Origin of the sequence: Sediminicoccus sp. BL-A-41-H5 (assembly GCF_050632405.1) — a bacterium.
Classification (GTDB): domain Bacteria; phylum Pseudomonadota; class Alphaproteobacteria; order Acetobacterales; family Acetobacteraceae; genus Roseococcus.
Genome location: NZ_CP192601.1, coordinates 1395314 through 1415775, shown reverse-complemented (window position 1 = coordinate 1415775; position 20462 = coordinate 1395314). Strand labels below are relative to the sequence as shown.

The 20462-nt window shown below is 70.0% G+C and carries 20 protein-coding genes; 9 read left to right on the top strand and 11 right to left on the bottom strand.

Annotation, left to right across the window (positions count from 1 at the left end; genetic code table 11):
* Positions 1-71 precede the first annotated feature (71 nt).
* The gene (locus tag ACQ860_RS07070; RefSeq protein ID WP_431302706.1) at positions 72-815 is read right to left on the bottom strand and encodes a trypsin-like serine peptidase; all 744 of its coding nucleotides are present in this window, start codon (positions 813-815) and stop codon (positions 72-74) included.
* An 80-nt stretch (positions 816-895) separates the two neighbouring features.
* Between ACQ860_RS07070 and ACQ860_RS07065 the strand changes: the two genes are divergently transcribed.
* Positions 896-1843, top strand: coding sequence for a Bug family tripartite tricarboxylate transporter substrate binding protein (locus ACQ860_RS07065; RefSeq protein ID WP_431302705.1), 948 nt, complete (start codon positions 896-898; stop codon positions 1841-1843).
* Between the two features lie 59 nt (positions 1844-1902).
* Here the strand turns inward: ACQ860_RS07065 and ACQ860_RS07060 are convergent, their stop codons facing one another.
* Positions 1903-2931 carry an ABC transporter substrate-binding protein gene (locus tag ACQ860_RS07060; RefSeq protein ID WP_431302704.1) on the bottom strand — a complete coding sequence of 343 codons (1029 nt, stop codon included), beginning with the start codon at positions 2929-2931 and terminating at the stop codon, positions 1903-1905.
* Positions 2932-3190: 259 nt separating this feature from the next.
* Between ACQ860_RS07060 and rutB the strand changes: the two genes are divergently transcribed.
* Genes rutB through rutD form a run of 3 tightly spaced genes read left to right on the top strand, consistent with a single transcriptional unit; the run spans position 3191 to position 5070 of the window.
* Positions 3191-3913, top strand: a complete 723-nt coding sequence (gene rutB / locus ACQ860_RS07055; RefSeq protein WP_431302703.1) for a pyrimidine utilization protein B — start codon at positions 3191-3193, stop codon at positions 3911-3913.
* A gap of 9 nt (positions 3914-3922) precedes the next feature.
* On the top strand, positions 3923-4309 hold the full coding sequence (rutC, locus tag ACQ860_RS07050) for a pyrimidine utilization protein C (RefSeq protein ID WP_431302702.1): 387 nt from the start codon (positions 3923-3925) through the stop codon (positions 4307-4309).
* Positions 4306-5070 carry a pyrimidine utilization protein D gene (gene rutD / locus ACQ860_RS07045; protein WP_431302701.1) on the top strand — a complete coding sequence of 255 codons (765 nt, stop codon included), beginning with the start codon at positions 4306-4308 and terminating at the stop codon, positions 5068-5070. The genes rutC and rutD overlap by 4 nt, the downstream gene beginning before the upstream one ends.
* Here the strand turns inward: rutD and ACQ860_RS07040 are convergent.
* Genes ACQ860_RS07040 through ACQ860_RS07025 form a run of 4 tightly spaced genes read right to left on the bottom strand, consistent with a single transcriptional unit; the run spans position 5063 to position 9019 of the window.
* A complete protein-coding gene (locus ACQ860_RS07040; protein WP_431302700.1) occupies positions 5063-6424 on the bottom strand; it encodes an amidohydrolase family protein in 1362 nt (453 codons plus the stop codon). The genes rutD and ACQ860_RS07040 overlap by 8 nt on opposite strands.
* Positions 6421-7272, bottom strand: a complete 852-nt coding sequence (locus ACQ860_RS07035; protein WP_431302699.1) for an ABC transporter permease — start codon at positions 7270-7272, stop codon at positions 6421-6423. The genes ACQ860_RS07040 and ACQ860_RS07035 overlap by 4 nt, the downstream gene beginning before the upstream one ends.
* A complete protein-coding gene (locus ACQ860_RS07030; RefSeq protein ID WP_431302698.1) occupies positions 7223-7987 on the bottom strand; it encodes an ABC transporter ATP-binding protein in 765 nt (254 codons plus the stop codon). The genes ACQ860_RS07035 and ACQ860_RS07030 overlap by 50 nt, the downstream gene beginning before the upstream one ends.
* A gap of 12 nt (positions 7988-7999) precedes the next feature.
* Positions 8000-9019, bottom strand: a complete 1020-nt coding sequence (locus ACQ860_RS07025; RefSeq protein WP_431302697.1) for an ABC transporter substrate-binding protein — start codon at positions 9017-9019, stop codon at positions 8000-8002.
* A gap of 167 nt (positions 9020-9186) precedes the next feature.
* Here ACQ860_RS07025 and ACQ860_RS07020 point away from each other — a divergent pair, with 167 nt between their 5' ends.
* Positions 9187-10683: an amidohydrolase family protein gene (locus tag ACQ860_RS07020; protein WP_431302696.1), complete on the top strand. Its 1497-nt coding sequence runs from the start codon at positions 9187-9189 to the stop codon at positions 10681-10683.
* A gap of 6 nt (positions 10684-10689) precedes the next feature.
* Here the strand turns inward: ACQ860_RS07020 and ACQ860_RS07015 are convergent, their stop codons facing one another.
* Positions 10690-11235: a carboxymuconolactone decarboxylase family protein gene (locus ACQ860_RS07015; protein WP_431302695.1), complete on the bottom strand. Its 546-nt coding sequence runs from the start codon at positions 11233-11235 to the stop codon at positions 10690-10692.
* An 85-nt stretch (positions 11236-11320) separates the two neighbouring features.
* Between ACQ860_RS07015 and ACQ860_RS07010 the strand changes: the two genes are divergently transcribed.
* The 3 genes from ACQ860_RS07010 to ACQ860_RS07000 are packed head-to-tail and all read left to right on the top strand — an operon-like array spanning position 11321 to position 15227.
* Positions 11321-12289 (top strand): Bug family tripartite tricarboxylate transporter substrate binding protein, encoded by a 969-nt coding sequence (locus ACQ860_RS07010; RefSeq protein ID WP_431302694.1) that lies wholly within the window; start codon positions 11321-11323, stop codon positions 12287-12289.
* Positions 12290-12300: 11 nt separating this feature from the next.
* Positions 12301-14367 (top strand): CoA transferase, encoded by a 2067-nt coding sequence (locus ACQ860_RS07005; RefSeq protein WP_431302693.1) that lies wholly within the window; start codon positions 12301-12303, stop codon positions 14365-14367.
* Positions 14367-15227: an HpcH/HpaI aldolase/citrate lyase family protein gene (locus tag ACQ860_RS07000; protein WP_431302692.1), complete on the top strand. Its 861-nt coding sequence runs from the start codon at positions 14367-14369 to the stop codon at positions 15225-15227. The genes ACQ860_RS07005 and ACQ860_RS07000 overlap by 1 nt, the downstream gene beginning before the upstream one ends.
* A 43-nt stretch (positions 15228-15270) precedes the next feature.
* Here the strand turns inward: ACQ860_RS07000 and ACQ860_RS06995 are convergent, their stop codons facing one another.
* A complete protein-coding gene (locus ACQ860_RS06995) occupies positions 15271-15513 on the bottom strand; it encodes a hypothetical protein (protein WP_431302691.1) in 243 nt (80 codons plus the stop codon).
* 56 nt (positions 15514-15569) lie between these two features.
* The gene (locus ACQ860_RS06990; protein ID WP_431302690.1) at positions 15570-16721 is read right to left on the bottom strand and encodes a mandelate racemase/muconate lactonizing enzyme family protein; all 1152 of its coding nucleotides are present in this window, start codon (positions 16719-16721) and stop codon (positions 15570-15572) included.
* Between the two features lie 124 nt (positions 16722-16845).
* On the opposite strand from ACQ860_RS06990, the gene htpG reads away from it, so the two are divergent.
* Positions 16846-18663, top strand: a complete 1818-nt coding sequence (htpG, locus tag ACQ860_RS06985) for a molecular chaperone HtpG (protein WP_431302689.1) — start codon at positions 16846-16848, stop codon at positions 18661-18663.
* Between the two features lie 49 nt (positions 18664-18712).
* Here htpG and ACQ860_RS06980 read toward each other — a convergent pair whose 3' ends face one another.
* Positions 18713-19384: a PEP-CTERM sorting domain-containing protein gene (locus ACQ860_RS06980; RefSeq protein ID WP_431302688.1), complete on the bottom strand. Its 672-nt coding sequence runs from the start codon at positions 19382-19384 to the stop codon at positions 18713-18715.
* 281 nt (positions 19385-19665) lie between these two features.
* Positions 19666-20460 carry an SDR family NAD(P)-dependent oxidoreductase gene (locus tag ACQ860_RS06975; RefSeq protein WP_431302687.1) on the bottom strand — a complete coding sequence of 265 codons (795 nt, stop codon included), beginning with the start codon at positions 20458-20460 and terminating at the stop codon, positions 19666-19668.
* Positions 20461-20462: the final 2 nt, after the last annotated feature.

The window sequence follows — 20462 nt, the reverse complement described above, 5'->3', positions numbered from 1 at the left end:
GGCGGAATCGCCGAAACGCTGAATCATCCTCTCAGCAAAGGCTGGACCGCGCAGAGTGAACGCAGCGTGGTCTAGCGCGCCGCTGCGACCGTTGCGGCGGGGACGGCGAGGCCCGTTGCCGTCTCCACTGCCGCCCGTGATGCCACGCCGGCGACCGCCCAGCCGCCCGGCGTCGCCACCAGCAAAGGCGCGCCGCTGACGCCGCGCGTGCCGGCGCAGTCATGCAGCAGCATCCCCGCGCTGGTCACGCCCAGCATACGGCAGGCCGTGTCGGCCAGCAGCACCTCGGGCCGGTCCTGCTGATAGCCGGCCAGGATGAGCGGCGTGCGCGGGGCGGGCAGGGCCGTCAGCAGCGGCAATGTCGCCGCGCGCGGGGCGATGTCGCGCGCGAGCGTCAGGATCGCCCAGTCGGAGGCCGCCGGCACGCCGGGGCCGGGGCGATAGCCGGGGGCGGTGCGGAAGCTCACCACCTGCGCCTGCGCCGCCTGCGCGCCGCGCTCATAGCCGAGGAGCACATGCACGCTGCCCGGCTGCACCAGGTTCTCCGTGCGCCGGGCGATGAGGCAATGCGCGGCCGTCAGCACCTGATTGGGCGCGATGAGCGCGCCGGTGCAACGCCCGCCCAACCCGTGCTGCACGCGGGCCAGCGCCTGGAAGGGCATCTCGCGCGCGTCCACGGGGCGGCGCGGATCCTGCTGGCCGATGCCGGGCAGGATGTCGCGCGGGATGGGGCGCTCCTGCGCATGGGCCGTGAGCGCGCCTGGCATGAGCAGGGCGAGACAGCAGAGGCTTGCCAGGTGGCGCAAGGTTTGCATCGCGCAAAGCCTAAGCCCCGCGCGCGCCATCGTCATCCGGGCGCGTCACCCCGAGAAGGATCAGACACATGAGCCCACGCATGTCCCGCCGTCTTCTTCTCTCCACCCCCGCGCTGCTGCCGGTGGCAACCGCCGCGCAGGGCTTTCCGGATCGCCCCTTGCGGATGATCGTGCCCTTTCCGCCGGGAGGCGCGGCGGATTTCCTCGGCCGCGTGGTGGGCGAACGCATGGCGCGGGGCCTCTCGCAGCCCATCCCCATCGAGAACCGCAGCGGCGCGGGTGGGAATATCGGCACGGCGGCGGCGGCACAGGCCGAGCGCGATGGGCAGACGCTGCTGCTGAACGGCGTGCCCTTCGCGCTGAACCGCTTCCTCTTCGCCACGCTGCCCTTCGATGCGGAGCGGGACTTCACGCCGCTCGGCATGATCGCGGTGGTGCCGAACATCATGGTGGTGCCGGTCTCGCTGCCGGTGAACAGCGTGGCGGAGTTCATCGCTTTGGCGCGCACGCGGCCGATGAACTACGCCTCGATCGGCAATGGGACGTCGCTGCATCTGGCGGGCGCGCAGTTCAGCCTGGCGACGGGGCTGAACCTCACCCATGTGCCCTATCGGGAAACCAGCGCCGCGAACAACGACCTCATGGCGGGGCGTGTGGAGGTGATGTTCCAGACCATCTCGGCGGCGGCGGAGCTGGTGCGGGGCGGGCGGATGAAGGCGCTGGCGGTGACGAGCGCCGAGCGCGCGCCGGGCTTTGGCGACGTGCCGACGCTGCGCGAGGCGGGGGTGGACCTGGTCTCGGTCGGCTGGTTCGGCTTGTTCGTGCCGCGGGGTGTGGCCCCGGATCGTGTGGCGCGGCTGGAGGCTGAGTTGCTGGCCGCGGTGCGGGATGAGGCGGTGGCCGCGCGCATCACCGGCAGCGGGAGCATTCCGCGCGCGATGCCCGGCGCGGAGTTCTCGGCGTTCATCGCGGAAGAGGTGCGTCGCCTGGGTGATCTGGTCCGCGCGGCGGGAATTCGCGCGGACTAAGGTTTGGGGTCTGGGGCCTTTCGGCCCCAGCGGGTCCAGGGCGGAGCCCTGGAGCTTGTTTACCCGAGCTGCCGCTCGGCGGCGGGCGGCAGGAACCGATCCGTATAGAACCGATCCGGCGAGGGCATGTCGCCCAGGTTGAAGGCCGCCTTCACCGCCTCGATCTGGCGGGCGAAGCGCGGCGCTTCCATGACGCCGAGGCCGAGGCGGCGGACATTGGGGCTGTCCACGAGTTCCGTCATCGCCATGTCCTGGCGGACGGTCTCGATCGCGACATCGGTCAGCGGCTCCCGCGCGCGCAGCGCCTCGATGGCGGGGCCGCGGTTGCCGAAGGCCCAGCGCAGCGAGCGGATCATGCCGTGGGTGACGGCGCGCACCGCATCCGGGTTGCGCTCCATGTAGGTGCGGGTGGTGAGCAGCACCGAGCCGTAGAAGAAGTCGAGCCCATGCTCGCGGTAGCGGAAGATGCGCTGCGCGGGCAGGTCCATGCCCAGGGCGCGGAGCGAGAGGGCGGTGGAGGTGACGAAGCCCGTGATGCCGTCGGCGCGGCGCTGCACCAGCATGGGCTCGCGCAGTTCCGGCGCCACGGACATCCAGTTGATGGAGGCGAGCGGGATGTTGTTCACCGCCGCGAAGGCCGGGAAGACCTGGCGGCCGCCGTCGAATTCGGGCGCGGCCAGGGTCCGGCCGGCGAGCATGGAGATGCTGGTGATGGGCCCATCGGCGCGGACGGTGACGGCGGTGGGCGCCTGGTCCCACAGCAGGCCGACGGCGATCAGGTCATTGTTCGGGTTCTGCGACATGAAGCGCAGCGTGGGCGTCGGGTCGCACATCGCGATGTCGAAGGTGCCGGCCGCCATGTCGAGCGGGATGCGCGCGGAGCCGAAGCCGCGGCTGATGGTGATGTCCACGCCGGCCTCGCGGAAGAAGCCCTGGCGCTCGCCCGCGATGCCGAAGGCGTAGGGGCCGTTCAGGATCCAGTCGAAGGCGAAGCGCACGGTGGGGCGGGCCTGCGCGTTGGCGACATGGGGGGCGGCGAGAAGCGCGGGGGCGCCGAGCAGGAGGCGGCGGGAGGGGTGAAACGCCATGCGGAAGCTCCTTGATGCGGGGGGCGAGGCGGCCCGCCCGGATGCATGAAATCTCCGCATGTCGCGGGGGTGCGTCCAGCGCGAAGGGGGGCGCATGCGGCAGGACGGGACGGGTTCCGCCCGTGGCGCTGGCAACTGCGCCTTGGATTGCCTTTTCGTAAGGCAGCGCGGCCGAAACGATTTCGCGCGGGCGATGCGCCTGGGCTGGCTCAGTCGGGCGCGCTTCCGCATGATGCGCGCGAGCCGAGGAGTGCGCCGCATGTCAGAGCCCGCCGGATTTGTGCCCGTCATCACGCGCGAGGCGGTGACGCTGCCCGCGCGGCCCGAGCCGATCCGCCTCAACCCGGCCGAGACGGCGATGATCATCGTGGACATGCAGAACGCCTATGCCTCGCCGGGCGGGTATCTGGACATCGCGGGCTTCGACATCGCGGGCTGCGAGGCGGTGATCGCGCGCGCGGCGGTCGCGGCCGAGGCGGCGCGGCGCGCGGGCATCCAGGTGATCTATTTCCAGAACGGCTGGGACCCGGATTACAAGGAGGCCGGCACGCCCGCCTCGCCCAACTGGCACAAGTCCAACGCGCTGAAGACCATGCGCAAGCGGCCGGAGCTGGCGGGGACGCTGCTGGCCAAGGGCGGCTGGGACTACGCGCTGGTGGAGGCGCTGGCGCCGAAGCCGGGCGATCTGGTGGTGCCCAAGCCGCGCTATTCCGGCTTCTTCAACACGAATATCGACAGCCTGCTGCGCGCGCGCGGCATCCGCAACATCGTCTTCACCGGTGTCGCCACGAATGTCTGTGTGGAAAGCTCGCTGCGCGATGCCTTCCACCTGGAGTATTTCGGCATCGTGCTGGAGGATGCGACGCATGCGGCGGGGCCGGATTTCGCGCAGAAGGCCGCGCTCTACAACATCGAGACCTTCTTCGGATGGGTCTCCACCGTCGCGGATTTCTGCGGCGCGATCGGTCAATCGCCTGAGTAGGAGACAGCCATGCCCTTCAGCCCCGTGATCCCCGCCGGTTCCGGCAAGCCGCTGGCGCCCTATTCGCCCGGCGCGCTGGCGGATGGCGTGCTCTATGTCTCGGGCACGCTGCCTTTCGACAAGGACAACAATGTGATGCATCTGGGCGATGCAGCGGCGCAGACGCGGCTCGTCCTGGAGACGATCAAGGGCGTGATCGAGGCGGCGGGCGGCACCATGGCCGATGTGGTGATGAACCACATCTTCCTGACCGACTGGGCGAACTACGCCGCGCTGAACGCCGTCTATGCGGAGTATTTCCCGGGCGACAAGCCGGCGCGCTACTGCATCCAGTGTGGGCTGGTGAAGCCGGGCGCGCTGGTTGAGATCGCGACCGTGGCGCATATCGGCACGTGAAGTACGAACTGACCGGCAGCGGCGAGGAGGTCGTCATCCTCTCCGCCGGCCTGGGCGGGGCGGCCGCCTTCTGGGCGCCGCAGCGCGCCGCGCTGGAGGCACGCTTCCGCGTGCTGGCCTTCGACCAGCGCGGGACGGGGCGCAATGCGGAACCGCTGCCCGAGGGCTACACGATCGGCCACATGGCGGATGACGTGGTGGCCGTGATGGCGGCGGCCGGTGTCTCGCGCGTCCACTTCCTGGGCCATGCGCTGGGTGGGCTGGTCGGGCTCGATCTCGCGCGGCGCTTTCCGGAGCGCCTGGGCAAGCTCGTGCTGGTGAATGCCTGGGCGCGCGTGGACCGGCATTCGGAGCGCTGCTTCGACATCCGCATCGGCATCCTGCACAGCCAGGGGCCCGCGGCCTATGTCGCGGCGCAGCCCTTGTTCCTGCACACGGCGCCCTACATGTCGGCGCATTATGAGAAGATCAGCGCCGAGGTCGCGCATGGGACGGCGCATTTCCAGGGTGCCGAGAACCTGCTGAAGCGCATCGGCGCGCTGCGGGCGTTTGATGCGCGTGGGGATTTGGCGCGCATCACGGCGCCCACGCTGGTCGCGGCCTCGCGCGATGATCTGCTGGTCCCCTGGACGGCCTCGGAGGCCTTGGCGGCCGGGCTGCCCAACGCCGAGCTTTGGGTGACGCCCGAGGGCGGGCATGCCTTCAGCGTGGAGCAGCCGGAGGTGTTCAACGCGAAGCTGATGGCGTTCCTGGCTAGCTAGCGAAGGCGGCCTTCGCCTCGGGCATTTCCCAGACCTTGCGGATGGCGGCCGAGCCTTCGGCCACCACCTGCGCCTCATCCAGCAGAAGGTGCTTGCCGCCGGCCAGCACGAGCCTGCCATCCACCACCAGCGCCTCCAGCTCGGCGCGATGGCCGAGCCAGACCAGCGCGCGCACCGGATCGGCCATGGGCTGGAGATGCGGGTGGGTCAGATCCACCACCGTCAGGTCGGCCGTGGCGCCGGGCGCGATGCGGCCCAGATCGGGGCGTGCCACGGCATCGGCGGCGACATGGGTGACCGCACCCAGCAACTCCTCCGCCTTCGCCACATCGGCGCGGCCGGCTTCCAGCTTGGAGACGAGGCCGGCCGCACCCAGCTCGCCCAGCAGATCCATGTTGTAGCCATCCGTGCCGATGACGGTGCGGATGCCCTGCGCGGTGAAGCGGCCATAGGGGGCGAAGACGCCGCCGCGGGCGAAGGTGCGCGGGCAGTTCACCACCGTGGTGTTGGTGCGCGCGAGAAGGGCCAGATCCTCGGCGTCGCTGTGGATGCAATGGGCGGCGATCAGGTCGGGGCCGAGCAGGCCGACGCGTTCCAGATACTGCACCGGCGTGACGCCATGGCGCTTGAGGCTCAGCGCCACCTCATCGGCGCTTTGCGCGACATGCACGGTGATGGGCACGCCGAGCGCCCGGGCGCGCGTCACGGCCGCGCGCAGCAGCTCGGGGCCGCAGGTGTCGGTCGCATGCGGGCTCATCGCCATGCGGATGCGGCCCTCGCCCTGGCCGTCCCAGAGGTCGCGCAGGCGGTCCCATTCCAGCAGGTCGGCATTGCCGTCGTCATTGCCGACGCTCGCGTATTCCATCACGCCATCGGCCCCCATGCGCGGATCGGCGGAGGAGAAGACGTAAGGGGCGCCCCAGAAGCGCAGGCCCAGTTCGAGCGCGGCCTGGAACATCTCGGGGATGCCGTTGCGGAAGGGCTCGAGCAGCGAGGTGGCGCCGCCCTTCATCACCTGGAGCAGGCCGAGGCGCGCGGCGGCCAGGCGCTCGGCTGAGGAGAGCTGCGTGAGCGCGAGGCGCGAGAGGGGCATGAGCAGGCGGTAGACGAGGCTCGCCTCATCGCCGCTCGCGCCATCCTCGGTGCGGTTGCGCACCACCATCTCGGAGAAGCAGTGGTTGTGCAGGTTGAGCAGGCCGGGCAGCACGAAGCGGCCTGGGGCGTCCAGCACCGTCGCGGCACTCGGGCGATGCGGCGTGATGGCGGTGATGCAGCCGCCCTCGGTGAGCACCCAGTGGTCGGCCAGCACACCGGCGGGGGTCAGCACATGGCTGCCGAAGATCGCGAGGCTCATGCTTTTTCCTCTTGGGCTGCCCATGGGAAGAAGACGCGCTCCACCACCACCACCGCCTGGAAGAGCACGATGCCGAGGAAGGAGAGGATGAGCAGCGCGCCGAAGGCGAGCGAGGTGCGGAAGAAGGCGGTGGCCGACATGATCTGGTAGCCGAGCCCCTGGTCCGCCGCCACGAATTCGCCCACCACGGCGCCGACGACGGAGAAGGTCATGGCGAGCTTCAGGCCGCTGAAGACGAAGGGCACGGAATAGGGCAGCCGCACGAGGAAGAGCTGCTGGAAGCGCGAGGCGCGCAGCGAGCGGCTGAGTTCGATCAGCTCGGGCGGGGCGGCGAGCAGGCCTGTCGCGGTCGAGATCACCAGCGGGAAGAAGGCGACGAGGAAGGTGACGGTGACGCGCGATGCCTCGCCCGCGCCCAGCGCCAGCACGAGGATGGGAGCGAGCGCCACCTTCGGGATGCTCTGGATGAGGACGAGGATGGGATAGACCGCATGCGCGATGTTGGGTGAGGCCGTGACGAGGACCGCGAGCGGCAGGCTCACCACGATGGAGAGGATGAAGCCCAGCATGATGGTGGTGAGCGTGGAGAGGGTGTGGCCCAACATCACCTCGCGCGCGTCCATGGTCGCGGCGTAGATCGCGGTCGGCGCGGGCAGGATGTATTCCGGGATGCCGAAGGCTTTGACGACGAATTCCCAGACGACGAAAAGCGCGATGACGGCGAGCGTGGGCACCACCACCGGGCGCAGCGCCTGGCGGATCTGCCGGGCGCGGCGCGCGCTGCCAGGCCGCCCCTTTTCAGGCTGCGATGGGGCGGCCGAAGATATGGCTGCGGATGCGTCCGGCACAGCGCGCGAACTCCTCGGTTGAGACCTGGGTGAAGCTGCGCGGTCGCGGCAGGGCCACGTCCACGATATCGGCCACGCGGCCGGGGCGGGGGCTCATCGTCACCACCTGGTCGGCCAGGATCACCGCCTCGGTGATGGAATGGGTGACGAAGAGGATGGTGCAGGGGCGCTCGGTCCAGAGGCGGAGGAGTTCGAGGCTCATCTCCTCCCGTGTGAGCGCATCGAGCGCGCCGAAGGGCTCGTCCATCAGCAGGATGCGCGGCGCATGGACCAGGGCGCGGCAGATGGCGACGCGCTGCTGCATGCCGCCGGAGAGTTCGCGCGGCGTCTTGCGCTCGAAGCCCGAAAGGCCGGCCATGGCGAGCAGGTCGCGCGCGCGGGTGGTGGCGGCGGCATCCAGCCGGCCCAGGATGCGCAGCGGGAAGAGGACATTGGTCAGCACATCCGCCCAGGGCAACAGGGTGGGCGCCTGGAAGACGAAGCCCACATCGGGGTGCGGCGCCGTGACCTCGCGCCCATCGAGCCGCACATGCCCCTCGCTCTTGGGCACGAGGCCGGCGACGAGGCGCAGCAGCGTGGACTTGCCGCAGCCCGACTGGCCGACGAGGGCGGTGAAGCTGCCCTCGGGCACGGTCAGCGAGACGCCCGCGAGCGCCTGCACCTCATTCCCGTCAGCCGCCTCGAAGCGCTTGCCGACGGCGTCCAGCTGGATCATCGCGCGCGCCCCTCAGCGCGGCGGGGGCACGAAGCGGGTGTCCACGAACTGCGTCACATCGGCGTCGGCCGGATGGTTCTGCGAGAGGGCGACGACGCGATAGGTCTCCTGCAGGCGGGCGCGGTCCACCTGGCCGAAATTGGCCAGCGCCTGCGCGTCGGGGAACATGTATTGGAACATGATGCGCATGCTGCCCGCCGCGTCATCCGCCGCGACATCGGGGTGGCGGCGGTGATGCAGGCGCGCGGCCTCGTCCACATTGTCCTTCGCCCAGAGGTAGCTCTCATGCACGGCGGCGAGGAAGCGGCGCACGAGGTCGGGGTTGGTGCGCAGCGTCTCCTCCGTCGCGGTCCAGCAATAGGAGTAGATGCGGAAGCCGTGCTCGGCGAAGGGGATGGCGCGGATGCGCTGGCCCATGCGCTCGGCCTGCTTGTTCTGGTAGTAGAGGTGGGTGGCGAAGAGCGGCGCGCCGTCCACGCGGCGGGTGATGAGCATGGGCGCCATGGCTGCCGAATCCACCGTGATCCAGCGCACCGTGGAGGGATCGAGGTTGTTCATCCGCGCGACGAGCGGGAAGTAGATGAAGTGGCTGTTGCCCGGCGTGGTGGCGAGCGTGCGGCCGGCCAATTGCTGGATGCTGGTGATGCCGCTGCTCTCCAGCACGAAGAGCGAATGGGGCGACATGGCGTGCTGCATCATGATGCAGCGCACGGGCGCATTCTCGCGGATGCGGGCATCCATGACGGCCGAGATGTCGCCATCGCCGAAGGGCGAGGCGCCGGCGGCGATGCGGCGCACGGCATCGCCCGAGCCGCGGCCCGTGCTGTAGGTCAGCTCGATGTTCTGGCGGCGGAAGACGCCGCGCTCGAGCCCGGCGGAGATGGGCGCGTATTCGCCGGTGGGCAGCCAGGAATACTGGAAGTGCACGCGGTCCTGTGCGGCGGCGAGCCCCGGTGCCAGGGCCATGGCGACGGCGGCGAGGGAGCGGCGGAAAAGCCCGGCCATGCGGCCGGCATGCGTGGCGTGCGTCATCTTTGCCCCTTGCAGTGGCGTGATCTTTGTGAGCAGCGCTATTCCCTGGACAGGAGGCTAGGCCCGCGCGCGCGCCGTATGCAAGACTTTGTAACGAGTCTTGCCGGGCCTGCGTCTTTCGCGCCACGATGCATGGGCCGGGAACAAGAACCCAGAGGAAGAGATCCATGGGCGGTTTCCTGACCGATGACGACATCGCGGCCCTGCGCCCGGCGGAAGAGGCCATGTTCGCCTCGCCCATTCCCACGCAGGTGGTGAGCTCGGACGAGTTCTGGCCCATCCCGCAGACCGAGCGGCAGAAGGAGGTCGAGGCGCGGATCAAGGACATGGCGGACACGATCGGCCCGAAGCAGGGCATGGATCGGCGCCGCTTTCTGCAGACCAATGCCGGCATGGCGGCTGCCTTCCTCGCGATGAACGAGGTCTATGGCCCGCTCTATGCCGTCAGCCGCGCCGAGGCGCAGACGGCGGGGGCGGCCGACATGCGCACGGCGGCACTGCGGCAGCAGTTCATCATGGATGTGCACACGCATTTCCTCAGGCCCGACACGCGCATCATGACCTTCGTGAATGCGCGCCGCGCCGTGGGCCGGGCGGGCTGGAACCCGGATCTGGTGGGGCGCGAGCAGACCATCCAGGATCTGATGGAGGCCAATTGGTTCAAGGAGGTGTTTCTCGACAGCGACACCAAGGTGGCGCTGATCTCGGGCGCGCCGTCCGAGGAACCCATTGATTGGTTCCTGACCAACGACATGAAGTTCGACGCCCGCAAGCGCGTGAACGACGCGGCGGGCAACAAGCGCGTGCTGAGCCACGCCATCTTCACGCCCGGCAAGCCCGGCTGGATGGACGAGGTGGAGCGCTGCATCGAGCAGCTGAAGCCCGACAGCTGGAAGGGCTATACGATCGGCGACAACACCAACAAGCATCTCGCGATCCATCCCTGGCGGATGGATGACGAACGGGTGATGTATCCCTTCTATGAGCGCATCCTGCGCGCGGGGAACAACATCGTCTGCGTGCACAAGGGGCTGTTCCCCCCGCAGATCGAGCAGCAGTTCCCGCACCTGACGCAATACGCCAAGGTGGATGATGTGGGGAAGGCGGCGCGCGACTGGCCGCAGATCAACTTCGTCATCTACCACTCGGCCTATCGCTTCGCCGGCGGCGGGCGGGCGGAGCAGGGCTGGGCGCAGTTCCAGCAGACCGGCCGCGTGGACTGGGTGAGCGACCTTGCCGAGATTCCGGCGAAGTATGGCGTGAACAACGTCTATGGCGATCTCGGGCAGATCTTCGCGCAGAGCACGGTGGTGGAGCCCAATCTCTGCGCCGCGATGATGGGCATCCTGATCAAGGGGCTGGGCGCGGATCACGTGGTCTGGGGCACGGATGCGATCTGGACCGGCAGCCCGCAATGGCAGATCGAATCGCTCAGGCGGCTGGAGATTCCGGAGGAGATGCAGCGGCGCCATGGCTTCGCGCCGCTCGGCGCGCCGGATGGGCCGGTGAAGAACGCGATCTTCGGCGAGACCTCGGCGCGGATGTACAATTACACGCGCCGCGCCGCGCTGGAGAATGACGGTGTCGCGCGGGTGAAGGCGGATTACGCGCTGAATGGGCCGGGGCGCAGCAACCTCGCCTATGGCTACGTTGCTGCGGGCTGAGGTGCCTCAGGCCGGGAAGGGGAAGCGGTCGAGGTAGGGCTGGTATTCCGGCTCCACGTCGATCGCGAGGCTGGCCAGCGTCCGCACCACGGCGCAGTAGAAGGAGGCGGTGACCGTCAGGTCCACCATCTGCTCGTTCGAGAGCTGCGCCTGGAGTTCGCGGAAGGTCGCCTCGCTCATGCCGCCCGCATAGACCTCGCGTGCGCCCTTCAGCACGAGCTTCGCCAGCGGCTCCAGGCCGTTGGGCTTCCCGTCGGTCTCGGCGATCAGCGCCTCGATATCGGCATCCGTCACGCCGAAATCATGGCCGATCTTCACATGGTGCGACCATTCATAGGGCGAGCGCGCGAGCCAGCCGACCTGCAGGATGGCGAGCTCGCGCAGGCGCGGATCGAGCTTGGCGCCATAGCGGATGTACTGGCCCAGGCCGCCGAAGGCGCGGGCGGCGCCGGGGCTGTTCACCAGGCAGCGGTGCAACGTGATCATCCGCTTGAGCAGCGGGCGGTCTTCTTCCGCGAGATCCTCGGGGCTGAGATAGGGCAGGCGCGCCATGCGATTCCTCCTTGGTTGTGGCGGGAGGGTGGACCCAAGCGTCGTTCCTGGAAAGAATGGGGCAAAAGAACCCCGAGGAAGCCCCATGCCCATCACCACCCGCCGCGCCGTGCTGCTCGGCGCGCTTGCCGCCCCCGGCATCGCCCGCGCCGCCTTCCCCGAGCGCAGCATCCGCCTGCTGGTGCCCTATGGCGGCGGCGGGCAGACCGACATCGTCTCGCGCGTCACGGCCGAGGCGCTCTCGCAGCGGCTGGGGCAGGTGGTGCTGGCGGATAACCGGCCGGGTGGGGCGGGCAATCTGGCGGCCGAGACGCTCGCGCGGGGCCCGGCCGATGGCTACACCATCATGGTCGCCACCATGGGCACGAACAGCGGCGTGAATGCGCTGATGTACCGGGCGCTGGGCTATGACTGGGAGCGCGACTTCGCGCCGATCGGGCATTTCTGCTCCACCAGCAATGTGCTGCTGGTGCACAACTCCATCCCGGCCGCCGACTTCCCGGCGCTGATCGCCTGGATTCGCGCCAATCCCGGGCGCTTCACCTATGCCTCGGCCGGGGTGGGCGCCATCACGCATCTCATCATGGAGGATCTGGGCGCGCGGCTGGGGCTCGACATGGTGCATGTGCCCTATCGGCAGAGCACCCAGGCGATGACGGATCTGCTCTCGGGCCGCGTGCATGCGCGCTGCCTGGGGCTGCCCGAGGGCGAGACGGTGCGCGGGCAGAACAGCATCCGCGCCATCGCGGTGACGAGCGCGACGCGGCGGGAGAACTGGCCCGGCGTGCCGACCATGGGCGAGACGGTGCCGGGCTTCACCGGCTCCTCCTATTTCGGGCTGACGGCGCGCACGGGCACGCCGCCGGAGGCGATCGCCCGCATCTCGGCAGCGCTGAACGACGCGCTGCGCGATCCGCGCGTGCGCGGCGCCTATGAGCGCGTGGGCGCCGATCCAGCGCCGCAGAACACGCCGGCCGATTTCCAGCGGACCATCCGCGCCGCGCATGACCAATGGGCGCCCCTGATCCGCCGCCTCAACCTCGTCGCCGAATAGGACCGAACTGCATGGACTTCGTGATCGCCATCGAGAAGGTGCGCCAGGACTGGCTGGGCCGGGTGCGCACCATCGAGGATGACGTCTCGCCCAGCATGCTGCGCCGCATCGCCGCCATGCTGGATCTGGACCCGGACGCCTATCCACGCGGCGCGCTGCTGCCGCCGCATTGGGTGTCCCTGTTTGCGCAGGAGAGCGCGCGGCAGGGTGATATCGGCGTGGATGGGCATCCGGAGCCTGGGGTGACGCTGCCGCCCATCCCGCTGCCGCGCCGCATGGGGGCGGGGCGGCGCGTGACGCTGCCGGGGCAGCTGCGCGTGGGCGACGCGCTCACCAAGCGCGCGGAGGTCGCGGCGATCGAGCCGAAGAAGGCGCGGACGGGCACCATCTGCGTGCTGACCATGCGGCACAGCTACCTGGTGAATGGCGCGGTGATCGCGGTGGATGAGTTCGACGCGATCTACCGCGAGGCGGTGCCGCCGGGCACGCCCTCGCCGGTCAATCCCGGCACGCCCGCGCCGGAGGGGGCCGCATGGAGCCGGGAGGCGCAGGTCTCCAACGCGCTGGTATTCCGATATTCGGCCGTCACCTGGAACGCGCATCGCATCCATTACGATGCCGATTACGCGCGTGAGGCGGAGGGCTATCCGGCGCTGGTGCAGAATGGCGGGCTGACGATGCAGCTTGCTGCTGGACGCGGCGGTGGAGAACACGCCCGGCCATCGCCTGAAGGGCTACACCGCGCGGCTGACGCGGCCGATCTATGTGGGGGCCAGGATCACGCTGGCGGGCGGCGCGCTGGAAGATGGCCGCATGCGCGCCTGGGTCGCGGATGGCGAGGGGAAACTCTGTGCCGAGCTGGAGCTGGATTTCGCATGAGCGGGCCGCTGGATGGCGTGAAGGTGGTGGACCTCACCACCGTGGTGGTGGGGCCGATCGCCACACGGACCCTGGCGGACCAGGGCGCCGATGTGATCAAGGTGGAGGCGCCGGGGGGCGACATATTGCGCTTCCTCGCCGCCGGCAGCCGGACGCCCGCGATGAGCGGGAAATTCATCAACTTCAACCGCAACAAGCGCAGCATCGGGCTCGACATCAAGCAGCCCGAGGGGTTGGCGGCGATGAAGGCGCTGCTCGCGCGCGCCGATGTCTTCGTGACCAATGTGCGGCCGCAGGGGCTGGAGCGTGCGGGGCTCGACTTCGCCTCGCTGCATGCGCTGAACCCGCGGCTGATCCATTGCGGCATCGTCGCCTTCGGCAAGGGCGGGCGCTATTACAACCGCCCGGCCTATGATCCGATCATCCAGTCGCTCTCGGGCGTGGCGGGCACCTTCCACCGCGCGACGGGCGAGCCGCGCTTCGTGCCCATGGTGATGACCGACCACACGACGGGGCTGATCGCCGCGCAATCCGTGGGCTTCGCGCTGTATCGCCGCGAGAGGACCGGGGTGGGCGAGGCGATCGAGGTGCCGATGTTCGAGAACATGGCGAGCTTCGTGATGAGCGAGCATCTGGGGGCGGCCACCTTCGATCCGCCGGAGGGGCCGAGCGGGGATGCGCGGCTGCTCTCGCCCGATTACCGCCCGCTGCCGACGAAGGATGGCTACCTGACCGTCCGGCCCAACAACAACCGCCAGGCCTTCGCCTTCTTCGACGCCATCGGGAAGCCCGAGCTGAAGGAGGATCCGCGCTTCCGGACGGCGCTGACGCGCACGCAGAACGCGCCGGATTACTTCCGCGTTCAGGTGGAGGCGCTGGCGACGAAGACGACGGCGGAGTGGCTGGAGATCTTCGCCAAGGCCGATGTGCCGGCGGGGCCCTATAACGAGATTGATGACCTGCTGGAGGACCCGCATCTGGCCGAGGTCGGCTTCTGGCATTTCGACGAGCACCCGACCGAGGGCCGCATCCGCCGCACCAAGGTGCCCAACAGCTTCAGCGGCGGCATGCGGGAGGAGGTGCTGCCCGCGCCGCAATTGGGCCGCAACACGCGCGAGGTGTTGCGCGAGCTGGGGCATGACGAGGCCGCGATTGACGCGATGCTGAAGAGCGGCGCGGCGTTTGAGGGGTTGAACTGATGGCCGCACCGAATTGGCGTTCGCTGCTCTTCGTGCCGGCGAGCGCGGAGAAATTCGTGGCCCGCGCCCATACGCGGGGTGCCGATGTGATCATCCTCGACCTGGAGGACAGCATCCCGCCAGACGGCAAGGCGGCCGCGCGGGCCGCGCTGCCGGCGGCGGCGAAGCAGGTGGGGCAGGCAGGGGCGGAGGTCTGCGTGCGGATCAACCGGCCCTTGGAGATGAGCGTGCCCGACATCGCGGCGGCGGTGATGCCGGAGGTGTCCGTGCTCATGCTGCCCAAGGTGATGGGCGCGGAGCATGTGAAGCTGCTCTCCGAGGTCGTGGCGGTGCGGGAGGCGGCGCTGGGCCTGCCCCTTGGCCATACGCGCTTCATCGGCGTGGTGGAGACGCCGCAGGCCTTGCCGAACCTGGTGGCGATCGCGGGGGCTGATCCGCGGATGGCGGGGCTGGGGGTGGGGAGTGAGGATCTCTCGACCGAGCTGGAGGCGGTGCCGGGCGCGGATTCGCTTTACGTCTTCGGGATGATGTGCGTGGCGGCGGCGCGGGGGGCGGGGATCCTGCCCATGGGCTCGATCGGCGCCTTTGCCGATTTCTCGGATCTGGAGGCGTATCGGCAGTCCTTGCGGCGGTCGCGGCGCCTGGGGTTTGGCTGTGCGTCCTGCATCCATCCGGCGCAGGTGCCGATCATCAATGAGGAGTATGGGCCGGCGCCGGCGGAGGTGGATCGCGCGCGGCGGTTGATCGCGGCCTTCGAGGCGGCGCTGGCCGCGGGCCAGGGCGCGGTCGCCTTCGAGGGCGCGATGATCGACCTGCCCGTCGTCGAGCGCGCCCGCAGGCTCTTGGCGCGCGCCAGATAGCGGGGGTCTGGGGCCTTTCGGCCCCAGCCGCCGGAGGCCTGTTTTACTCGGTAATCAGCTTTTCCTTCGCCAGCGTGACCAGCTGCAGCAGCGCCGCCGCCAGTGCGAGCCTGTCGCGCGGGTCGTCGCTTTGCATCGGGTGGCTTTCGGCTTCGCGGCGCATGCGGGCGGCGAATTGGTCGAGCATGCCGGCGGGGTCGGGCGATTGGCGGGCTTCGGCGACGAGCAGGCGGGAGACCACGGCTTCCAGCGCGGCGAGGCGGATATCGGGGTCGGGCTGGTGCATGGGGATTCTCCTTGTGGTGCGTGATGGTGCCGCTGAACGTGGTTTGGCGGCAATGGTCAGCCCAGGCGTGGGTCCAGCCAGGGCCGCGCCATGGGCTGCCAGGGGGTTTCGCGCGCCGCGGCTTCGTCGAGCGCGAGGCCGAGGCCGGGGGTGGCGGGCAGGGGGGCGCAGCCATCCGAGAAGCGCTGGTCCGCGCCCCGCGTCATGGTGAAGAAGCGCTCCGTCTCGCCGAACTGGACTTCGAGCGGCAGCAGGTTGGGGAGCGTCGCGCAAAGCTGCACGGAATGGCCGTGGCAGATGGGCCCCGTCGGGTTGTGGGGCGCGATCTCGATGCCGGCGGTCTGGGCCAGGGCGGCGATGCGGGTGATCTCGCCATGCCCGCCCGCATATTTGATGTCGGGCATCAGCACGTCATAGCAGCCGGCCTCGATGATCCTGCGATAGGCGGCGAGGCCGGCGAGCGTCTCGGCGCCGGCGAGGCGCATGCCCTGCGCGTTGGCCAGGCCGCGCAGCCGGCGGATCTCGGCGTGGTTGGCCTCGGCGACGGGGCATTCCAGCCAGAAGAGGTCGAGGGGGGCGAGGTCGCGGATGAGGCCCGCCGCGCCGCCCGGCGAGAAGCGCCAATGCGCGTCCACCATCACATCCACGCCAGGGCCCACGGCGTCGCGCACGGCGGCGATGCGGGCGAGCCCTTCGGCATAGGCGGCGCGCTGGGCGGGGTTGGCGGCGTCCTCCCAGACCATGGGCTCGAAGGGAGCGAGCTTCACGGCGCGGAAGCCGCTGGCCACGGCGCGCCGGGCCGCGGCGGCGAAGCCCTCGGGCGTGCGCGGGTCGGCGCCGCGGTTGATGTTGGCGTAGAGCGGCACGGTCTCGCGCAAGGCGCCGCCCTGCAGGGCATGGATGGGGCGGCCCGCTTCCTGGCCCGCGAGATCCCACAGCGCCTGCTCCAGCGCGGAGACGAGGCTGTGGGTGACGAGGCCGCCCGGCGCATGCGGCAGCAGCCGCGCCAGGCGGTTGCGGGCCCGCGCGTCCTCGCCGATCAGGCCGGGCGCCAGGCGCGCGGCCTCGGCGGCGAGCAGCGCCTCATGGTCCGAGAGGGTGCATTCGCCGGTGCCGGTGCGGCCGCAGGTGGTGCGGAGCAGCAGGAAGCACCAATTGGTCTTGGGCGTGACATTCACGCCCAGGAACTCGACCGCGGCGATCCGCATCCTGCCCTCCCTTGTGCCGGGGCCAGCTTTGCCGGGGGCGCGCGGAGGCGCAAGCGCGGGTGGTTGAAAGCGCGCGCCGCGCCGCGCATATCGCGCCCGGCCCGATTTTCAGACTGGAGGCAGCATGAGCGAGACGGTGGAACGGCACGAATTCGGCGCGGAGGTGGGGCGGCTGCTCGACCTCGTGGTGCATGCGCTCTACTCGGAGCGCGAGATCTTTCTGCGCGAACTGGTGGCCAATGCGGCGGATGCGACGGATCGCCGCCGCTTCGAGGCGCTGACCAATGAGGCGCTGGCCCTGCCGGCGGAAGCGAAGCTCCGCATCACGCCGGACAAGGCCGCGCGCACGCTGACGATCAGCGATGCCGGCATCGGCATGGGCAAGGCCGAGCTGGCGCAGCACCTGGGCACCATCGCGCGCTCGGGCACGCGGGCCTTCGCGCAATCGCTGGCCGATGCGCCCGCCAGCGAGAAGCCGAGCCTGATCGGCCAGTTCGGCGTGGGCTTCTACTCGGCCTTCATGGTGGCCGAGCGCGTGGAAGTCACCTCGCGCCGCGCCGGCACGGAGGAGGCCTGGCTCTGGGCCTCCGAGGGCAAGGGCGACTACACGCTGGCGCCGGCCGAGCGCGCCGATGCCGGCACCGACATCGTGCTGCACATGAAGGCCGATGCGGAGGAGTTCCTGGAGCCCTTCCGCCTCAAGGCCATCATCCGCAAATGGGCGGACCACATCGCCATCCCCATCCTCGTCGTGAACGAGGGCAAGGAGGAGGCGGCCAATGAGGGCACGGCGCTCTGGCAGAAGCCCAAGGCGGAGGTGAGCGAGGAGAGCTACACCGAATTCTATCGCCACCTCGGCCACATGTTCGACAGCCCCTGGGCCACGCTGCATTGGCGGGCGGAGGGCGCGCTGGATTTCTCGGCGCTGCTCTTCATCCCCGGCATGAAGCCCTTCCAGGCGGTGGAGGAGGAGCGGGTGAGCCGCGTGCGGCTGCATGTGCGCCGCATGTTCATCACCGACGAGGCCGAGCTGCTGCCGCCCTTCCTGCGCTTCGTCCACGGCGTGGTGGACACGGAGGACCTGCCGCTCAACGTCTCGCGCGAGATGCTGCAGGCGACCCCGGTGCTGGCGCGCATCCGCCGCGCCGTCACGAACCGCGTGCTGTCCGAGCTGAAGAGCAAGGCGAAGGACGCCGAGGGCTATGCGAAATTCTGGGAGAATTTCGGCAGCGTCCTGAAGGAGGGCGTCTGGGAGCCGGGCGAGCACCAGAAGGATGTGGCGGGGCTGCTGCGCTTCCGCTCGACGGCGGTGGAGGGCTGGACCTCGCTCGCCGAGTATGTGGCGCGGATGAAGGAGGGGCAGGAGGCGATCCATATCCTGGTGGGCGACGATGCGGCCGCGCTGGCCAAGTCGCCGCAGCTGGAGGGTTATCGCGCGCGCGGGCTCGAGGTGCTGCTGCTCTCCGAGCAGATCGACGCCTTCTGGCCGGAGCGGCTCTCCGAGTTCGACGGCAAGCCGATCCGCAGCATCACCCAGGGCGCGGCGAAGCTCGCCCCCGCCGAGGACGAGGCGGCCGCGCCCGATGTCTCGGCGCTGCTGGAGCGGCTGAAGACCGCGCTCTCGGAGCATGTCTCCGAGGTGCGGGCGACGGACCGGCTGGTGGAGAGTGCCGCGGTGCTGGCGGCCGGCGAATTCGGCCCGGACCTCGCCATGCAGCGGCTGCTGCGGCGCGCGGGGCGCGGCTTCGCGGGCGGCCTGCCGGTGCTGGAGGTGAATCCGCGCCACGCGCTGATCACCAAGCTGGCCGAGGGCGGCCTGGATGACGCGGCGCTGGCCGAGCAGGCGGGGCTGATCTTCGACCTGGCGCGGCTGCAGGATGGCGATGCGCCGCGTGACCCGGCGGATTTCGCGCGCCGCGTGGCGGCGGCGCTGGCGGGGTGAGAAAAGAGGCGAGGGGGTGCTCCGCCACCCCCTCGTTCAGCCCCCTGCGTCAGGCCAGGCGTTTCGCCCTGGCGCGGCGGGCCAGGCCGAGGCCCAGCAGGCCGGCGCCGAAGAGCGCGAGCGAGGCGGGCTCGGGCACGCTCGTCGTACCGCCACGGACCAGGAAGAATTCCTCGCGGCCATCCGTCGCATTCGCCACCGAGGCGGTGAAGAAGATCGGCGTGTTGGCGGCGATGCCCGTCAGGTCGAAGCTGCGCAGCAGCGCATCCGAGAAGCCGTTGCCGTTGTTGTTCACGAAGAGCTGCTGGTTGCCCGTATACTCATAGGCGACCACGCCGCCGATGGTGGCGGTGAAGCTGACCAGGCGCTCCGTCGCCAGCGGCTGCGTCGTGGTGTTCACGTCAATGCCGACCAGGAACTGGTCGCCCACGATGGAGCGCACCTGGCCCACCGTGTAGGTCGGCGAGTCGAGCGTGTAGTTCTCTCCGCCGGCGCCGGCGGGGATGGTGGTCTGCGCGAAGCCGGGCGGGTTGTTGCAGGAGGGGTCGCCGATCACGCAGGGGCTGTTCAGTGTCTGCTGATAGACGGTGGTGCCGGGCCCATTGTCGAGGGTGAGGATGGTGGCGGCCTCGGCGCCGGGTGCGGCCCCCAGGGCCAGGCCGCCGGCGAGCAGAAGGCCGGGCAGCCAGCCCTTCCAGCTGTGTGCGAGTTTCAGTTCCATGCGTTCTCTCCAGGGGCGAAGCCGGGCGCGGGCTTGCGCCCCGGCGCCGGCCGAAAGGGCCGACAGGGCCTGGTGCGCAACTGCCGTGCCACTGAAAAATGCATTATATTTCAGTGTCTTGCTGATGATTCCCAGCATGGGGCGGCAAGTCCGCCGACAAGCGACATGGCCGCGCCGTCAGGAATCATCGCGCGGCGCCAGCGGGCGTCGTCCCTTTCGGGGCCGCAGGCCGTGGCCTGGTTCCAGCGGCGGACGGTGTGGCGGCCGCGCGGCCCCGCGCCTCAGTCGCAGCGGGCGGACATGCCGCCATCCACCACGATCTCGGTCCCCGTGATGAAGCGCGCCTCATCCGAGGCGAGGAAGAGCACGGCGGCCGCCGTGTCCCGCCCATCCCCCGCGAAGCCCAATGGGATGCGCCTGAGGCGCTGGGCCAGCAGCGCCCCCACATCACCGCCGGTGCGCTGGCCGGCGAGTCGCGCCTCGACCATGGGCGTGTGCATCTGGCCCGGGACCACCGTGTTCACGCGGACGCCGCGCGACGCGTATTCGACGGCGACGACCTTGGAGAACTGGATCACCGCCGCCTTGGAGGCCGCATAGGCCACCTGCGCCGCGCCGGTCCAGCGCGTGCCGGAGGTGGAGGCGAGGTTCACGATCGCGCCGCCCCCGGCCCCCACCATGCGCGGCAGCACATGCTTGCAGGTGAGGAACACGCTCTTCAGGTTGAGGTCGATCTGGAGATCCCAGACCTCCTCGCTCATCTCGACGGGCCCACCGCGGGCCGAGCCGCCGACATTGTTCACCAGCACGTCGATCCGCCCGTGGCGGGCGGCGACCCCCTCGACCATGGCGGCGATGGCGGCGTGGTCCGTCACGTCGCAGGTGACGGGCTCGAAGCGGCCTTGGGCCTCGGCGATGCGCTGGGCGGTCTCGGCCATGGCGGCGGGGTCCCGGTCCACGCCGATGACCGTGGCGCCCTCGGCCGCGAAGGCGACGGCGGCGGCGCGGCCATTGCCCCAGCCGGGCCCGACCGAGCCCGCGCCGGTGAGGAGGACGATCTTGTCCTGGAAGCGCATCA

Coding starts and splice junctions, on each gene's coding strand:
- ACQ860_RS07070 (WP_431302706.1), bottom strand. CDS start 815: ATGCAAACCTTGCGCCACCTGGCAAGCCTCTGCTGTCTCGCCCTGCTC.
- ACQ860_RS07065 (WP_431302705.1), top strand. CDS start 896: ATGTCCCGCCGTCTTCTTCTCTCCACCCCCGCGCTGCTGCCGGTGGCA.
- ACQ860_RS07060 (WP_431302704.1), bottom strand. CDS start 2,931: ATGGCGTTTCACCCCTCCCGCCGCCTCCTGCTCGGCGCCCCCGCGCTT.
- rutB (WP_431302703.1), top strand. CDS start 3,191: ATGTCAGAGCCCGCCGGATTTGTGCCCGTCATCACGCGCGAGGCGGTG.
- rutC (WP_431302702.1), top strand. CDS start 3,923: ATGCCCTTCAGCCCCGTGATCCCCGCCGGTTCCGGCAAGCCGCTGGCG.
- ACQ860_RS07040 (WP_431302700.1), bottom strand. CDS start 6,424: ATGAGCCTCGCGATCTTCGGCAGCCATGTGCTGACCCCCGCCGGTGTG.
- ACQ860_RS07030 (WP_431302698.1), bottom strand. CDS start 7,987: ATGATCCAGCTGGACGCCGTCGGCAAGCGCTTCGAGGCGGCTGACGGG.
- ACQ860_RS07025 (WP_431302697.1), bottom strand. CDS start 9,019: ATGACGCACGCCACGCATGCCGGCCGCATGGCCGGGCTTTTCCGCCGC.
- ACQ860_RS07020 (WP_431302696.1), top strand. CDS start 9,187: ATGGGCGGTTTCCTGACCGATGACGACATCGCGGCCCTGCGCCCGGCG.
- ACQ860_RS07015 (WP_431302695.1), bottom strand. CDS start 11,235: ATGGCGCGCCTGCCCTATCTCAGCCCCGAGGATCTCGCGGAAGAAGAC.
- ACQ860_RS07010 (WP_431302694.1), top strand. CDS start 11,321: ATGCCCATCACCACCCGCCGCGCCGTGCTGCTCGGCGCGCTTGCCGCC.
- ACQ860_RS07005 (WP_431302693.1), top strand. CDS start 12,301: ATGGACTTCGTGATCGCCATCGAGAAGGTGCGCCAGGACTGGCTGGGC.
- ACQ860_RS07000 (WP_431302692.1), top strand. CDS start 14,367: ATGGCCGCACCGAATTGGCGTTCGCTGCTCTTCGTGCCGGCGAGCGCG.
- ACQ860_RS06995 (WP_431302691.1), bottom strand. CDS start 15,513: ATGCACCAGCCCGACCCCGATATCCGCCTCGCCGCGCTGGAAGCCGTG.
- ACQ860_RS06990 (WP_431302690.1), bottom strand. CDS start 16,721: ATGCGGATCGCCGCGGTCGAGTTCCTGGGCGTGAATGTCACGCCCAAG.
- htpG (WP_431302689.1), top strand. CDS start 16,846: ATGAGCGAGACGGTGGAACGGCACGAATTCGGCGCGGAGGTGGGGCGG.
- ACQ860_RS06980 (WP_431302688.1), bottom strand. CDS start 19,384: ATGGAACTGAAACTCGCACACAGCTGGAAGGGCTGGCTGCCCGGCCTT.
- ACQ860_RS06975 (WP_431302687.1), bottom strand. CDS start 20,460: ATGCGCTTCCAGGACAAGATCGTCCTCCTCACCGGCGCGGGCTCGGTC.